The sequence below is a fragment of the Erysipelatoclostridium sp. An173 genome, from assembly GCF_963931465.1.
GTDB classification, from domain to species: Bacteria; Bacillota_I; Bacilli_A; order Erysipelotrichales; family Coprobacillaceae; genus Thomasclavelia; species Thomasclavelia merdavium.
Genome location: NZ_OZ007017.1, coordinates 1333826 through 1348981 on the forward strand (window position 1 = coordinate 1333826; position 15156 = coordinate 1348981).

Below are 15156 nucleotides of genomic sequence, written 5' to 3' on the forward strand. Positions count from 1 at the left end.
TGATATTGTGGATAAAAAAATAATTATGTCATTAGAAACCATAATGGGGGACCGTTTTGGTAAATATTCTAAATATATTATCCAGGATCGGGCATTACCTGATGTTCGAGACGGGTTAAAGCCAGTTCAACGTCGAATCCTTTATTCAATGTATAAAGAAGGAAATCTACATTCAAAACCATATCGTAAGTCAGCTAAGACAGTCGGTAATGTTATTGGTAACTATCATCCTCATGGTGATACTTCAGTATATGATGCCATGGTTCGTTTATCTCAAGATTGGAAAATGCGCGCACCATTAGTAGATATGCAAGGTAATAATGGTTCTATTGATAATGACCCTGCAGCAGCAATGCGTTATACTGAAGCAAGATTAGCACCAATTGCTGAAGAATTATTACAGGATTTAGATAAAGATACTGTATTAATGTCATTAAACTTTGATGATACTGAATACGAACCAACTGTTTTACCAGCAGCATACCCTAATTTATTAGTTAATGGAGCAACTGGTATTTCAGCTGGTTATGCAACTGAAATACCACCTCATAATCTAGAAGAAGTAATTGATGCTACCATTTATCGTATCAAACATCCTAAATGTACTTTAGAAAAAATTATGGATTATATAAAAGGACCTGATTTCCCAACTGGAGCTATTGTTGAAGGGAAACAAGGAATTTTATCAGCTTTTAAAACTGGTAAAGGCAAAGTAATTGTTCGTAGTAAAACAGAAATCGTTGAAGAAAAAAACATGAACAAAATTGTCATTAGTGAAATCCCATATGAAGTTAATAAAAGCGAATTAGTTAGAAAAATTGATGAAATTCGTTTTAATCGTCATGTTGATGGAATTATCGAAGTTCGTGATGAATCAGACCGTAGTGGTTTACGAATCGTTGTTGACTTAAAAAAAGATATTTCCGTACAAAATACCTTAAACTATTTATATAAAAATACTGATTTACAAAAAAATTACAATTACAACATGGTTGCAATTAAAGATAAAAGACCTGTATTAATGGGTATTTTAGAAATTTTAGATGGATATATTGCTCATCAAATCGATGTTGTAACTCGTAGTTGTCAATATGATTTAAATAAAGCTAATAATCGAAAACATATTGTCGAAGGTTTAATTAAAGCAATTTCTATTTTAGATGATGTTGTAAAAACTATTCGTCAATCTAAAGATAAAGCTGATGCTAAGAAAAATTTAATTGCTAAATATGATTTTACTGAAAAACAGGCAGAAGCTATTGTAATGTTACAATTATATCGTTTAACAAATACTGATATTGTAACTTTAGAAAATGAAAATAAGCAATTAGATGAACAAATTACATATTTACAAAGTATATTAAATAGCGAATCAGTTTTACATAAAGTTATTATTGATCGTTTAAATTCAGTAAAGAAAAAATATCCAATGCCACGTCTTTCAAAAATCCGTGATGAAATTCAAGAAATTAAAATTGATGAACAAGCAATGATTTTATCAGAAGATACTAATGTCTCAATTACAAGAGATGGTTATATTAAAAGAATTAGTACCCGTTCTTTAAAAGCAAGCGAAGGAACGCCATTTGGTAAAAAAGAAAACGATTATTTAGTAGCACTATATAAAGCTAATACCCTTGATCATTTATTATTATTTACTGATGCTGGTAACTATCTATTTGTTCCTGTTTATAAAATTGATGAATTTAAATGGAAAGATGCCGGTAAACATATTAGCTATTTGATAAAATTAAATTCTAATGAAAAAATAATTGGGTCTATTTTAGTAAAAGATTTTAATTTACCATTATATGTTTTACTCGCAACTAAAAATGGTCAAATAAAAAGAACGGCTTTATCAGAATTTAAAGTATCTCGTTATACAAAACCATTAAAATGTATTAAATTAAAAGATAATGATCAAGTAATCGGGGTTAAATTAACTGATAATAATCAAGGAGTTGTTTTAACAACTAAAGCTGGTTATGGTATCTTGTATTCTGAACAAGAAGTTTCTACTGTGGGTATTAAAGCTGCTGGAGTTAAAGCTGCTAATTTGAAAAATGATGAATTAGTTAGTCTTAATATATTTAATCCAATGGCTAATTGTTCTTTAATTGTTATTAGTGATGAAAATGGCATTAAACGAATTAAAATAAGTGATATTACGCCATCAAGTCGTACTAAAAAAGGTGTATTATTATACAAAAATCCTAAAAGTAAGATAATTAATGTTAAAGATGCAAAAATAGTTGATAATAATCAAGAATTTTCAATTATTTTAAATGATCAAACTGTTTATAGTTATAAAGCAACTGACTTTAATTATGCTAATTTAGTTCAAAAACCAACTGTTCGCAATAAACTTACAAAAATACAAATGATTGGGGATGTATATATCGATAAACCAATTACAACCGATGATTATCATCCTGAACAAAAAATCGAAGTTGATCAAAAAGTGTTTGAACAACCAAAAGAAAGAACTTTATTAGATGATTTAAAAGATAATGCTGATGAAAAAAAATCGCAAGATAATAATCAGACTAAATATGAAAAGATTAGTTTAGCGGATCTTTTAAATGAAGATGATTTTTAAAACCGTAAATTTATTTTTACGGTTTTTCTTTCATATATTCGCGCAATAATTTAATTAACGCTCTTTTTTCAAGGCGAGAAACATAAGAACGTGATATATTTAATTTTTTAGCAATTTCTTTTTGGGTATATTTTTTAGTATTATTTAAACCATAACGCATTATTAAAGTATCTTTTTCACGACCATCAAGAATATTAAAATATGTTTTAAACTTATCGATGGTATCATTACGATCAACTATATCAATAAATTCTTCTTGATTACTGCTTAAAATATCACCTAAAACTATTTCGCTGCCATCTTTATCAATACCAATGGTTTCATTTAAAGATACATCTAAACTAGTTTTTTTATTAGTTCTTAAATGCATCAAAATCTCATTTTCAATACATCTAGAAGCATATGTTGCTAACTTGGTTTTATGATTTTGTTTATAGCTATCAACGGCTTTAATTAGTCCAATTGTACCAATGGAAATTAAGTCTTCTTGTAAATCTTTACTATTCTCATATTTTTTTGCAATATGGGCTACTAATCTAAGATTACGTTCAATTAAAACATTTCGAGCATCCTGGTCACCATTAAAAAAGCGCTCTAAATATTTTTCTTCTTCTTTAGCACTCAAGGGTAGTTCAAATGATTTAGATTTGATATAAGATAAAAAAAAGCCATTAGTTAATAATTGTAATAACATTGAAAACATTATTGCCACCTCTGATACATTTTACGAAAGCAAACAGTTTTTATGACATAATAATACAAATTTAGTTTTATTAGTAAATATATTTTTAATTCTTGTACTTTAAAATCATATTAAAATAAGGTACAATGGTTGTGGTTTAAAAAGGAGAGTATATGACAGAAGAAATTAGATGTTTTGGCTGTGGAGCCGTTATTCAAAGTGAAGATGAAAAGAAAATTGGATTCGTTCCTAAAAATGCTTTAAATAAAGATGTAATTCTTTGTAAACGCTGCTTTCGTTTGAAAAATTATCATGAATTACAAAAAACTAGTTTAACTAATGATGATTTTTTAAAGATATTGCAAGAAATAGGAAACCATAATTGTTTAGTTGTTTATATAGTTGACTTATTTGACTATAATGGCAGTATCATCAATGGTCTAACAAGACATTTAAACAACAATGATATTTTAGTAGTAGGTAACAAGCGTGATGTTTTACCAAAATCAGTTAAAGATATTAAAATTGAACACTGGTTAAGACGCCAATTAAAAGAATCAGGAATTAAACCGGTAGATGTTATTTTATCGAGTGCTGTTAAAAATTATAATCTTGATTTATTAATTGATAAAATTGAACAATATCGTAACAACAGAAATGTTTATGTTGTTGGAGTTACTAATGTTGGTAAATCATCATTGATAAATGCATTATTAAAACATTATAGTCAAAGCGAAAATCTAATTACAACTAGTGAATTTCCTGGAACTACATTGGATTTAATTGAAATACCGTTAGATGATGACAGTTATTTATATGATTCACCAGGAATAATTAATGACCATCAAATTGCTCATTTAGTTAAAGATGAAGATTTAAAAATAATTATTCCTAAAAGTGAGTTGCGGCCAATTAGTTATCAGTTAAATTCTCAACAAACTTTGTACTTTGGTGGTCTAGCTCGTTTAGATTATATTAAAGGTGAAAAAACTTCATTTACTTGTTTTTTCCCAAAACGATTAAAAATTAATCGTACAAAATTAAGTAATGGTGATGCTTTATACAATCGACATTTAACATTACAACCAGAAATTGAATCAATAAAAGATATTAATGACATGGCTGTTCATGTATTTAAACTTCCAAATTATAAAGTTGATATTGTCATTTCTGGTTTAGGTTTTGTAAGTATAAATTGTCCTGGTGGCAATATAAAAATTCATGCACCTAAAAGTGTTGGGGTATTTATAAGAGAAGCATTGATATAGAAAGGATAGAATTTATGTTAACAGGAAAACAAAAAAGATATTTAAGAGGGATTGGTCATAATTTAAATGCAATCTTTCAAATTGGTAAAGACGGTGTTCATCAAAGTCAAGTTGATAGTATTGATGATGCCTTAACAGCTCATGAATTAATTAAAGTAAAAATTCTAGAATCTTGTATGCAATCAAAAAATGAAATTGCAATCGAATTGAGCATGAGAACAAAAGCTGATGTAGTTCAAATATTAGGTCGCACTATTTTATTATATCGACCTAGCGAAAAAGAAATTTATCGTTTACCATAATGAAAATTGGTATTTTTGGTGGTAGTTTTGATCCTATCCACCGTTCTCATGTTCGCGTAATTGAAGAATCAATCAGACAATTAGAATTAGATAAAATTTTAGTTGTTCCTACTGCTAATAATCCTTGGAAAGATTCATCGGGAGCAACTAAAAAACAACGCCTTGCAATGTTAGAAATTGCGCTAGAACGTTATTCTAAAGTTGAAATTTGTGATTATGAAATAAAACAAAAAAACAAAGAAAAAAACTACACAATTGATACAATAAAATATTTAAAAACAATTTATCCTAACGATCAGCTATACTTTATTATGGGAATGGATCAAGCTAGTCTTTTTCATAAATGGTTAGCTGCAAAGGAAATAAGCGAATTAGTCCAGTTAGTTGTATTTGATCGAATTGGTTATCAAACAAATGAAAATATTAAAAAATACCATTTTATTAAGTTAGATTTAGTAGCAACCGATGATGCTAGTAAACATATTCGAAATGGTAATTTGCATGCTTTAAATCCTGAAGTATTGAAATACATAGTAAATAATGGGATCTATTTAGAAACTATTATAAAAAGTAAAATGTCTAAAAAACGTTATCGTCATACAGTAAGTATGGCTAAACTAGCTAAAAAATTTGCTAAAAAAAATGATTTAGATGAAACAAAAGCTTATGTTGCTGGTATGTTACATGATATTGCTAAAGAAATGGAATATGATAAAGCTTTACAAATAATGCAAGACCATTATCCAGCATATATCGATAAACCAGTTCCGGTTTGGCATCAATGGTTATCTGAATATGTTGCTAAAACTGAATATTTAGTAGATGATAAAGAAATATTACAAGCAATTAGACATCACACAACAGCATCATTAAATATGTCTAAATTAGATATGTGTATTTATACAGCTGATAAATATGATCCTAGCCGTGATTACGATTCATCAAAGGAAATTGCATTATGTAAAAAAGATATCGTTGCAGGTTTTAAGGCTTGTTTACAAGATTTTTATGATTTTTCTTCTAAAAAAGGACGAGAAATTGATAAAAGCTTTTTTGAAATTTATAACAAATATGTAAAAGGAGATATAAATGAATAAATTAGAAATAATTGTAAAAGCATTAGATGATAAATTAGGTAAAGATATTGTAGCTATTGATATGCAGCTTGCAAGTCCAATGTATGATACATTTGTTATTTGTTCAGCTGAAAATGAACGATTAATGAACGCATTACGTGACAGTGTTGAAGAAAAATGTCATGAACATGGATACGAAGTTAAAAGAATTGAAGGACGTCGCAATAGTAAATGGTTATTAATGGATTTTGGTGATATCGTTGTTCATATTTTCGATATCGATGAACGTGAAGTATATAATTTAGAAAAATTATGGGCTGACATGCCAAAAATTGATATTTCTGGGTATTTACAATAATGTCATATGAAAATTTTGCTTACTATTATGATAGTTTAATGGATGACCAGTTTTATCAGGATTATTATCAATTCATTAATCAGCACGCTAAATTTAAAAGTGTTCTTGAACTAGGATGCGGTACAGGAGAAATAGCTATTTTATTGGCTAAAGATAAAAAACAAGTTTATGCAACTGATTTATCAAAGGATATGCTTGAAGTTGCTAGAATGAAAGCAATGGATGCTAATGTTGATTTACTATTAGGTAGAATTGATATGACTGATTTTGAAACTAATCAGGCAGTTGATCTGGTTTTATGTTTATGTGATTCCTTAAATTATGTTTTAAGTAAGAAAAAGGTTTTAAAAACATTTAAAAACGTATATGATTCTTTAAAATATAATGGCACTTTTATTTTTGATGTTAATAGTCTATATAAAACAGACCAGATTTTAGATAATTATCTTGAAGAAGAAAATGATGATGATTTTTATTTTAAATGGGCTGTAAAAAAAGTGGCTCCAGGAAAAGTAGAACATTACGTTGAAATTATTGATAAAGAAAACAATGATCACGTTCAAGAAGTCCATCATCAACAAACTTATGATATTGACACATATTTAAATCTATTAAAACAAGCTGGTTTTAATAAAGTTGAATATTATGGTGAATTTGAACCATATCACCAAGAAAGTCAACGAATTATTTTTGTTTGTCATAAAACAAGGGAGGAAGTTAAATGATAGGTATTATTGGTGCAATGGAAGAAGAAGTTGCAGCTATAAAAGATTTTCTTGAAATTCATGAAGAAAAAACGATTCTTGACTGTACCTTTTATCAAGGAACAATGGCTAATAAAGAAGTAGTATTATTACAAGGTGGAATCGGGAAAGTAAATGCAGCTATTTGTACTACATTATTACTTACAAATTTTCCAATTGATTATGTAATTAATATCGGATCTGCCGGTGGATTATCATTAAATCAAGAAGTAGGAGATATTATTATCTCAAATGAAGTTTGTCAGCATGATTTTGATATAACTGTTTTTCCTAATCGAATCATTGGTGAAGTTCCTGGTTTGCCAGCACGTGTTCCTGCTAACAAAGATTTAATTGCGACAGCTAAAAATATTTTAAAAGAACTTAATCAAAGATGTGAAACAGGGTTAATTGTTTCTGGGGATCAGTTTATTGCTAAAGAAGCTCAAGTAGATACTATTAAGAAAAATTTCAGTGATGCAAAATGTGCTGAAATGGAAGCTGCAGCTGTTGGACAAACATGCTATAAGTTTAATGTTCCATTTATAATTACTCGATCATTAAGTGATGTTTATGGAAAAGGTGATTCATCAATCCAATTTGATGAATATTTGAAAAAAGCCGCTTCAACATCAGCAGAATTTTGTTTTACTTTAGTTAAGGAGCATAAATAAATGCAAAATATAGAATTACTAGCACCAGCAGGTAGTTATGAGGCATTAGTTGCTGCTATTCAAAACGGCGCTAATGCCATTTATTTAGGTGGTAACGAGTTTAGTGCTCGAGCTTTTGCCACTAATTTTAACCGTGAGGAATTACAAAAAGCAGTTGATTATAGTCATTTAAGAAATGTTAAAATATATGTCACTGTTAATACATTATATGAAGATAATCAATTTAAACAACTCCATGACTATCTTTTGTTTTTAGCGAATATTAACGTTGATGCATTAATTATTCAAGATATTGGTTTGATGGATTATGTAAAAAAATATTTTCCTCAATTTGAAATTCATATGTCAACGCAAACTAGTGTTCATAATTTAGAAGGGGTAAAATATTTTGAGGAAAAAGGTGTTGACCGTGTAGTATTAGCTCGAGAAAACACAGTCGCTGAAATCAAAAATATATGCCAAAATACTGATTTAGATATTGAAGTATTTGTTCATGGAGCTCTTTGTATGTCATATTCAGGGCAATGTTTGATGTCAAGTATGATTGCTAAAAGAAGCGGTAATAAAGGTGCTTGTGGTCAGCCTTGCCGTTTAGCTTACAAATTACAAAAAAATGGTCAAGATTTAAATGAACAACCTTTATATTTATTATCGCCAAAAGATTTATGCACGATTGAAAATATTGATCAATTAATAGAAGCAGGGATTACTTCATTTAAAATTGAAGGGCGAATGAAACGGCCTGAATATGTTGCCATTGTAGTTAAACAGTATCGTGAAGCAATTGATGCTTATTTTCATTCAAAAAAATTAAATAATATACCTGAAAGAATTTTGAAAATGAAAAAAATGTTTAATCGAGGTTTTACAGGTGGTTATTTATTAAATGATCAAAGTTTTATGGCGAAGGATTTTCCTGGTAATCGTGGTATTGAAGTAGCAAAGGTTATTAGTTACGATGGTAAAAAAAGAATTGTTAAATTAAAATTGCTAAATGAATTAAAACAGGGTGATCGCATTAATTTTGCTAGTATTGAATTAACGAGAACAATTACAAAATTATTTGAAAAAGGACGACTTGTAAATTCAAGCCAAAAGGGAAAAGTTGTAGAAATCGAATTAAATCAACCGGTTAAAACTAATGAAAAAGTTTTTAAAATAATCGATAATAATTTAATTGAAGAAGCAAAAGCCAGCTACAACAATGAAAATATTAAAAATCCAATCGATATGATATTTATAGGATCCCTAAATTCTACACCGCTTTTAACAATAAAATACCAAGATCTGATTATAACAATAAAATCAAATCAAAAAATCGAATTAGCTTCAAATGTACCATTAGACACACAAAGAATTTTTAAACAATTAACTAAATTAGGAAATACTGTTTTTAATGCCAATAAAATTGATATTGATTTCCCTGATAACGCTTTTTTCCCGATTAAAGAAATTAACGAAATGCGTCGTCAAGGAATTGAACAGCTAATTCAAAAAATAACACTTAAAAACAAAATTAATATTGAATATCCTGAAGTATCATTACACCATGTTCCAAAAAGAATAAAAGGAATTGATGTAAGAGTCTATAATTTAAAACAGCTTGAAGCACTAATTAATGAAGATATTCATCGTTACTATTTTCCACTTTCTAAAGATTTAGATAAAGCAATTGATTTAGCAACAGGTTTTAATAAAAAAATCGTTCCTTTTACTGGTTTTTTATCTAATTCAAAACAAATTAATGAATTTAAAGAAAGTGACTTATACTGTAAAGTTGATGAAATATTAGTAGGGGATTATGGTGCTTTACAAATATTTAATGATAAAAAATGTCTTTTAGATTTCAACTTTAATCTTTATAATAGTTATTCATTAAATTATTTTAATAACTATGCAGCTGTATTATCATTAGAAATGAGTAAAAATATGATTAATAATTTAAATGATATTAATCAAGAATTAATTCTTGTTGCTTATGGAAAAACTATTAATATGCATTTAAAACATTGTATAATCAGTGATTATTATTTTAACTGTAAAAAAGAAAAATGTAATTTATGTCATCAGGGACATTATAATTTAGTAGATCGAAAAAATGAAAAGTTTACAATTTTAACAGATGATAATTGTAATAACCTTGTCTTTAATAGTCATTGTTTATATTTGGAAAACGTTAGTGATGTTGATGTTGACTATATTTTACTATCTTTTAGTGATGAAAATTGTGAAGAATGTAAAAAAGTATTTTATGATTTTCAAAACAATATTATTTTAGGTAAGCCACGTCAAATTAAACTTAAAACTAGACCAACAAACGGATATTTTTATGATTAACATGAAAACAGAGTAATAGAAATTACTAATAAGTAAGGACTATACTTTTGTTTTTTCTTTTATATTGTATAATAATATAAAGATAATAATTATTAATCAAAAAGAGAGGGATTAATATGACAACAAAAAAGTCAAGAGTATTTATTACTGGTGATATTCATTGTCCAATAGATATTGATAAACTTAATTCTAAATGTTTTGATGAAGGTAATAATTTAACTAAAAATGATATCTTAATTATTTGTGGAGATGCTGGTTTTGTATGGAATGGTGGTAACCGTGATAAAAAATGGATTGAATGGATTTCTAGAAGACCTTGGACTACTGTTTATGTTGATGGTAACCATGAAAACCATAATTTGTTAAAAACATATCCAGTCATTGATTTTTTTGGTGCAAAAGCTCATAAAATAAGCGATTCGCTATTTCATATTAAAAGAGGGGAAATAATGACGATCAATGACGAAACTTATTTTTGTTTTGGTGGTGCTTTTTCTCACGACATTGAATATCGCATCGAAAATATTAGCTGGTGGCAAGATGAATTACCAGTTCAAGAAGAAATAGACAATGCTATTGCAAATTTAAAAAAATATCATAATCAAATCAATTATATTATCACTCATGATGTTCCTTCTAGTATAAATATGCATTTAGGATATAATATACCGATCATGGATTATTACACTCATGGAAAATATATCCACTTATGTAACTTTCTTCAAAATATTTTAGAATCAGTAAATTTTGATGCCTGGTTTGCAGGACATTATCATATAAATAAACTAATCGGTGGTGTCCAAATTCTCTATCAGGATATCATAGAAATAAAAAGAACGAAAGATAGTTATCAATGCTATGAAAAAGTAAAAAATAAAATTAACGAAATAAATTCTAAAAAATATACAAAAGAAGAACTTGAAGAATTATTTAGAGAAGAAAAATTATATATTAGTTATCAAAAAATTGATACAATCGATAATTTTGGATATGGTGAAAATGCTATTGAAGCGGAAAAATTTTTTGATGTTGAAACAACTGAAGATGAACTTGATGCAGTTATGGCTTTATACAATTCTTATTTAGTAAAAAAATATACTAGAGAAGACTAATTAATTACAACTCTCTTAGCATGTTAATAATGCTAAGAGAGTTTTTATCAATTAGTGATTAAATTTTGATTGTTTTGGCAAAATGATATCATATTTAATTTTTATAAACTACACTACTGTTGATGATTAAGAACCAATGGGTGTATAAACTCTTAAAATATATATCGACAATTTTAAAATATAAACTTGTAATATTTAAACAGTTTATGTAGTTTATTATCTAAAAAAGATAAAAAACATTTACTATAATTCTAATTTTTTTAGTTTAATTCAAAATATTGTTGCAACTGATTATTGAAAATGCTAAAATCTATTTAGCGGAGGTGTACCAATGATAGATAAAGATTTAGCAGCAAGATTAAAATCTTATCGGAATTTCAAACATTTGACACAAAAAGATGTTGCAGCATATTTAAAAGTACCTCATTCAGCTATTTCTGATATAGAAAACGGGAAAAGAGATATTACTGTTAGTGAATTACGAATTTTTTCTAACTTGTATGGTAGAAGTGTAGAAGAAATAATGAGCGGGAAAAAGTATGATTATTATAATATTGCAAATATTGCACGTCTTTTAACTGAATTACCTGATGATGATTTAAAAGAGATTATGTTTATTATTGAATATAAAAGAAAAAGAAACGAAGAAAAAATGAAGAAGTAATTTAACGCATTACTTAAATTTAAAAAAGCTGGGTTCATTTCAAGATCCAGCTTTTTTATTTTATAACTTTAACAACTTTTTAAATTCTTCTAAAACCAATTTACCGTCACTTAAAACTAGATCAGTACATTCTTGATAAGTTTCACTATTATAATATTTAACATCTACAATTTCATTTTCAATCGTAACTATTGCATATGTTCCAAAGCCATAAGAACCCCGATTTATCATCACACTACCAGGATTAATGATATAATGATTATTTATATTGCTTAAAGAAGGGACATGAGTATGTCCATGAAAACAAATATTAATATTATGCTCTACCATATAATTATATAAATAATCATCTCCTTGATATACTTGATGTTGTTGTCCATGAACAACTAAAAAACGATAGTTATCTTTTTGAAACTCAATTTCTAAAGGAAAATCTGCCTCATCATGATTTCCTTTTACAGTAAGATAACCTTTAAGCAGTTTATTATCACGTTCTAGCGACGAATCACCACAATGGATATAAAAATCCATGTCTGGGTATTTCATTGTTATCTGCTCAAATAAATCGTTTTGTAAATGGGTATCACTAACAACTAACAATTTCATTTTAATAAACAAACCTCCTTTATTTATAATTATTCTTTATATATAATAACATGTAATTTTTTAGAATTGAAATATTTACATGTTTTATTAAAAATTTTTTATTGTAAATATTAAATGATTTAATCAAGATAATTTGTATTTTTGTTTATAAAAATAGATTAAAAGAAACAAGAAAGTGTTTACATTCTCATTTTTTCGGTGTAAAATTAACGTAGGTTGAAAAGAAGGAGTGTATATAATTATGAAAACTATTTTATTAGTATGTTCAGCAGGTATGTCTACTAGCTTATTAGTAACAAAAATGGAAGCTGCTGCAAAAGAAGCTGGTGTAGAATGTAAAATCTTTGCATTACCATTCTCTGATGCACCAAGAGTATTAGAAGAAGTTGATTGCATTTTACTTGGCCCACAAGTAAGATTCCAAAAAGCTGCAATCGAAAAATTAGCTGCAGGACGTAAAGCTGGTCCTATCCCTGTTGACGTAATCGATATGAGAGATTATGGAACAATGAACGGTAAAGCAGTATTCGAATCAGCAATGAAAATGATTGGATAATTAATGAAAAGGTATTGTTATAATACCTTTTCTATTATATTTAGAGGAGAAAAAAATATGGCAACTAGAATTATGTTAGTTTGTGCAGCTGGTATGTCTACTAGTTTATTAGTAACTAAAATGGAAGTAGCTGCAAAAGAAGCCGGTGAAGAAGTAGAAATCTTTGCTTTACCTTTATCTGAAGGTGAAAAAATCATTAACACTGTAGATTGTGTATTACTTGGCCCACAAGTAAGATATGCAAAAAAAGAAGTAGAGCAAATCATCAAAGAAACAGGTAAAGATATTCCTTATGATGTAATTGAAATGAAAGATTACGGAATGATGAATGGTAAAGCTGTTTACGAATTTGCAAAAAAATTGATGGGTAAATAATTTAAAATGGGTAGCAATACCCATTTTTATTTTTACTAAATTTTATTCAAATTTTTATTTGGGGTTTTATAATATTTGTTACTATGATATAATATCCTAAATATTAGGAGGTAAATGATTGATGCAAAAAGGTATAATTACAGTAGTAGGAAAGGATCAAGTTGGAATTATTGCCAAAGTATGTACTTTTCTAGCTGAAAAGCAAATAAATATCTTAGATATTTCACAAACTATTATTCAAGGATATTTTAATATGATGATGATTGTTGAACTAACATCTGTAATTGATGAATTTGGTTCTGTTTGTGATGAATTAAATAATTTAGGGGCAGAAATAGGTGTAAACATTAAATTACAACATGAAGATATTTTTAATAAAATGCACCGTATTTAAGGAGATTAATGATGATTAATTTATTTGAAGTTACAGAAACAAATAAAATGATTGAACAAGAAAACCTTGATGTCAGAACCATTACACTAGGGATTAGTTTATTAGACTGTATGGATCATGATATCGATGTTTTATGTCAAAATATTTACAATAAAATTACAACAGTGGCCAAAGATCTTGTGGCAACAGGCAAACAAATTGAAATGAAGTATGGTATCCCAATTGTCAATAAACGTATCTCTGTAACACCAATAGGATTTATTGGTGCAAATGCATGTAAAAGCACTGATGATTTTGTAAAAATTGCCAGAACATTAGATGAATGTGCTAAAAAAACAGGGGTAAATTTTATCGGTGGATACAGTGCTATTGTTTCTAAAGGAATGACAAAAGCTGAAGAATTACTAATTCGCTCTATTCCTGAAGCAATGAAAGTAACAAACAATGTTTGTAGTTCTGTCAATGTTGGATCAACAAAGACTGGAATAAATATGGATGCAGTAAAATTAATGGGGGAAATTATTCACGATACTGCAGATTTAACTAAAGAAAATGATTCAATTGGTTGTGCTAAATTAGTTGTATTGTGTAATGCTCCTGATGATAATCCATTTATGGCTGGTGCTTTCCATGGGGTTAGTGAAGCTGATGCAGTAATTAATGTAGGTGTTAGCGGTCCTGGTGTTGTAAAGAATGCAATAAACAAAGCTAAAGGTAAAGATTTTGGTGAGTTATGTGAAATCATTAAAAAAACAGCTTTCAAAATTACTAGAGTAGGACAGTTAGTAGCTTTAGAAGCATCTGAAAAACTAGGTATTCCTTTTGGAATTATTGATTTATCATTAGCACCAACTCCAGCAATCGGAGATAGTATTGCTGATTGCTTAGAAGGAATGGGATTAGAAAGTGTTGGAGCACCTGGAACAACTGCAGCCCTTGCAATTTTAAATGATCAGGTTAAAAAAGGTGGCGTTATGGCTTCTTCTTATGTTGGGGGATTAAGCGGTGCTTTTATTCCAGTTAGTGAAGATCAAGGGATGATCGATGCTGTTAATCGTGGTGCTTTAACTTTAGAAAAATTAGAAGCAATGACTTGTGTATGTTCAGTAGGACTTGATATGATAGCTATTCCTGGTAGTACATCACCAGCTACAATTTCTGGAATTATTGCTGATGAAATGGCAATTGGAATGATCAATCAAAAAACAACTGCTGTTAGAATCATTCCAGTTATCGGTAAAGATGTCGGTGAAGTGGTAGAATTTGGTGGTTTATTAGGTTATGCTCCAATTATGCCAGTCAATAAATTTGATTGTGCAGAGTTTGTAAATCGTGGTGGTAGAATTCCTGCCCCAATTCATAGTTTTAAAAATTAAAAGACGAATTATCGTCTTTTTAAATTATTCACAA

General features: G+C 28.2%; 16 protein-coding genes. 14 read left to right on the plus strand and 2 right to left on the minus strand.

Annotation, left to right across the window (positions count from 1 at the left end; translation table 11 throughout):
* The first annotated feature begins 7 nt into the window (after positions 1-7).
* Positions 8-2599 carry a DNA topoisomerase IV subunit A gene (gene parC / locus ABGT36_RS06715; protein ID WP_300078126.1) on the plus strand — a complete coding sequence of 864 codons (2592 nt, stop codon included), beginning with the start codon at positions 8-10 and terminating at the stop codon, positions 2597-2599.
* Positions 2600-2615: 16 nt separating this feature from the next.
* Here parC and sigK read toward each other — a convergent pair whose 3' ends face one another.
* A complete protein-coding gene (gene sigK / locus ABGT36_RS06720; protein ID WP_087370410.1) occupies positions 2616-3302 on the minus strand; it encodes an RNA polymerase sporulation sigma factor SigK in 687 nt (228 codons plus the stop codon).
* Positions 3303-3454: 152 nt separating this feature from the next.
* Between sigK and yqeH the strand changes: the two genes are divergently transcribed.
* The 9 genes from yqeH (at position 3455) to ABGT36_RS06765 (ending at position 11815) form a co-directional block, all read left to right on the plus strand.
* Entirely contained in the window at positions 3455-4549 is a 1095-nt protein-coding gene (gene yqeH, locus ABGT36_RS06725; RefSeq protein WP_087370413.1) for a ribosome biogenesis GTPase YqeH, read from the plus strand.
* 14 nt (positions 4550-4563) lie between these two features.
* Entirely contained in the window at positions 4564-4851 is a 288-nt protein-coding gene (gene yhbY / locus ABGT36_RS06730) for a ribosome assembly RNA-binding protein YhbY (RefSeq protein ID WP_087298538.1), read from the plus strand.
* Complete coding sequence (locus ABGT36_RS06735; protein WP_300630200.1) at positions 4851-5948, plus strand: nicotinate-nucleotide adenylyltransferase; 1098 nt, start codon at positions 4851-4853, stop codon at positions 5946-5948. Before yhbY ends, ABGT36_RS06735 begins: the two co-directional genes overlap by 1 nt.
* A complete protein-coding gene (rsfS, locus tag ABGT36_RS06740) occupies positions 5941-6285 on the plus strand; it encodes a ribosome silencing factor (RefSeq protein WP_087298536.1) in 345 nt (114 codons plus the stop codon). The genes ABGT36_RS06735 and rsfS overlap by 8 nt, the downstream gene beginning before the upstream one ends.
* Positions 6285-7010, plus strand: a complete 726-nt coding sequence (locus tag ABGT36_RS06745; RefSeq protein ID WP_300078132.1) for a class I SAM-dependent methyltransferase — start codon at positions 6285-6287, stop codon at positions 7008-7010. Before rsfS ends, ABGT36_RS06745 begins: the two co-directional genes overlap by 1 nt.
* On the plus strand, positions 7007-7702 hold the full coding sequence (locus tag ABGT36_RS06750) for a 5'-methylthioadenosine/adenosylhomocysteine nucleosidase (protein WP_087298534.1): 696 nt from the start codon (positions 7007-7009) through the stop codon (positions 7700-7702). Before ABGT36_RS06745 ends, ABGT36_RS06750 begins: the two co-directional genes overlap by 4 nt.
* Positions 7703-10039, plus strand: coding sequence for a U32 family peptidase (locus ABGT36_RS06755; RefSeq protein ID WP_346677344.1), 2337 nt, complete (start codon positions 7703-7705; stop codon positions 10037-10039).
* A 116-nt stretch (positions 10040-10155) separates the two neighbouring features.
* Positions 10156-11151 (plus strand): metallophosphoesterase, encoded by a 996-nt coding sequence (locus ABGT36_RS06760; RefSeq protein ID WP_346677345.1) that lies wholly within the window; start codon positions 10156-10158, stop codon positions 11149-11151.
* Positions 11152-11482: 331 nt separating this feature from the next.
* On the plus strand, positions 11483-11815 hold the full coding sequence (locus ABGT36_RS06765) for a helix-turn-helix domain-containing protein (protein ID WP_087298531.1): 333 nt from the start codon (positions 11483-11485) through the stop codon (positions 11813-11815).
* A 60-nt stretch (positions 11816-11875) separates the two neighbouring features.
* On the opposite strand, the gene ABGT36_RS06770 is transcribed toward ABGT36_RS06765, so the two are convergent.
* Positions 11876-12421: a metallophosphoesterase gene (locus ABGT36_RS06770; RefSeq protein ID WP_087298530.1), complete on the minus strand. Its 546-nt coding sequence runs from the start codon at positions 12419-12421 to the stop codon at positions 11876-11878.
* Positions 12422-12662: 241 nt separating this feature from the next.
* On the opposite strand from ABGT36_RS06770, the gene ABGT36_RS06775 reads away from it, so the two are divergent.
* From ABGT36_RS06775 to ABGT36_RS06790, 4 genes are all read left to right on the plus strand, one after another.
* Positions 12663-12977, plus strand: a complete 315-nt coding sequence (locus ABGT36_RS06775; protein WP_087298529.1) for a PTS sugar transporter subunit IIB — start codon at positions 12663-12665, stop codon at positions 12975-12977.
* A gap of 57 nt (positions 12978-13034) precedes the next feature.
* Positions 13035-13352, plus strand: a complete 318-nt coding sequence (locus ABGT36_RS06780; RefSeq protein WP_087298528.1) for a PTS sugar transporter subunit IIB — start codon at positions 13035-13037, stop codon at positions 13350-13352.
* Between the two features lie 121 nt (positions 13353-13473).
* The gene (locus ABGT36_RS06785) at positions 13474-13746 is read left to right on the plus strand and encodes an ACT domain-containing protein (protein WP_087298527.1); all 273 of its coding nucleotides are present in this window, start codon (positions 13474-13476) and stop codon (positions 13744-13746) included.
* A gap of 11 nt (positions 13747-13757) precedes the next feature.
* Positions 13758-15122 carry a PFL family protein gene (locus ABGT36_RS06790; protein ID WP_346677347.1) on the plus strand — a complete coding sequence of 455 codons (1365 nt, stop codon included), beginning with the start codon at positions 13758-13760 and terminating at the stop codon, positions 15120-15122.
* Positions 15123-15156: the final 34 nt, after the last annotated feature.

Bases quoted from the DNA above. Each gene is read 5' to 3' on its own strand.
- ABGT36_RS06780 (WP_087298528.1), top strand. From the start codon at position 13,035: ATGGCAACTAGAATTATGTTAGTTTGTGCAGCTGGTATGTCTACTAGT.
- ABGT36_RS06765 (WP_087298531.1), top strand. From the start codon at position 11,483: ATGATAGATAAAGATTTAGCAGCAAGATTAAAATCTTATCGGAATTTC.
- ABGT36_RS06760 (WP_346677345.1), top strand. From the start codon at position 10,156: ATGACAACAAAAAAGTCAAGAGTATTTATTACTGGTGATATTCATTGT.
- ABGT36_RS06790 (WP_346677347.1), top strand. From the start codon at position 13,758: ATGATTAATTTATTTGAAGTTACAGAAACAAATAAAATGATTGAACAA.
- sigK (WP_087370410.1), bottom strand. From the start codon at position 3,302: ATGTTTTCAATGTTATTACAATTATTAACTAATGGCTTTTTTTTATCT.
- yhbY (WP_087298538.1), top strand. From the start codon at position 4,564: ATGTTAACAGGAAAACAAAAAAGATATTTAAGAGGGATTGGTCATAAT.
- yqeH (WP_087370413.1), top strand. From the start codon at position 3,455: ATGACAGAAGAAATTAGATGTTTTGGCTGTGGAGCCGTTATTCAAAGT.
- ABGT36_RS06745 (WP_300078132.1), top strand. From the start codon at position 6,285: ATGTCATATGAAAATTTTGCTTACTATTATGATAGTTTAATGGATGAC.
- ABGT36_RS06735 (WP_300630200.1), top strand. From the start codon at position 4,851: ATGAAAATTGGTATTTTTGGTGGTAGTTTTGATCCTATCCACCGTTCT.
- ABGT36_RS06750 (WP_087298534.1), top strand. From the start codon at position 7,007: ATGATAGGTATTATTGGTGCAATGGAAGAAGAAGTTGCAGCTATAAAA.
- ABGT36_RS06775 (WP_087298529.1), top strand. From the start codon at position 12,663: ATGAAAACTATTTTATTAGTATGTTCAGCAGGTATGTCTACTAGCTTA.
- rsfS (WP_087298536.1), top strand. From the start codon at position 5,941: ATGAATAAATTAGAAATAATTGTAAAAGCATTAGATGATAAATTAGGT.
- ABGT36_RS06785 (WP_087298527.1), top strand. From the start codon at position 13,474: ATGCAAAAAGGTATAATTACAGTAGTAGGAAAGGATCAAGTTGGAATT.
- ABGT36_RS06770 (WP_087298530.1), bottom strand. From the start codon at position 12,421: ATGAAATTGTTAGTTGTTAGTGATACCCATTTACAAAACGATTTATTT.
- ABGT36_RS06755 (WP_346677344.1), top strand. From the start codon at position 7,703: ATGCAAAATATAGAATTACTAGCACCAGCAGGTAGTTATGAGGCATTA.